General features: G+C 36.1%; 1 protein-coding gene. It reads left to right on the top strand.

Annotated elements, in window-relative coordinates; translation table 11 throughout:
• Positions 1-43 precede the first annotated feature (43 nt).
• Positions 44-391 (top strand): phage head closure protein, encoded by a 348-nt coding sequence (locus ACODS7_RS32710; RefSeq protein ID WP_243169207.1) that lies wholly within the window; start codon positions 44-46, stop codon positions 389-391.
• Positions 392-407: the final 16 nt, after the last annotated feature.

Below are 407 nucleotides of genomic sequence, written 5' to 3' on the forward strand. Positions count from 1 at the left end.
CAGTCGATATTAGTTCAGTTGCAATATTGTGGTGGTGATGCAAGTGAATCCAGGTAAATTAGATAAACGTCTTACATTTCAAGTGAAAGACGATGAAGCAAAGAGCCCAGACGGTGATCCAATAGAAGGTTACAAGGATTTCTTTACTGTATGGGGCTCTTTTATTTTTTTAAAAGGAAGAAAATACTTTGAAGCAGCGGCAGCTAATAGCGAAATTCAAGGTGAAACAGAAATCCGATATCGTGCTGATGTGAATGCTGATATGAATGCTGATATGAATGCTGATATGAAGATTAAATATAAGAACGTAATGTATGACATTGTTTCAGTTATTCCAACTGAAAAACACACTTTATCAATCATGTGGAAGCGTGGTGGAATGAATGGCTGATGGTGTTGATTTTTTA

Source organism: Bacillus sp. FG16 (assembly GCF_057809515.1).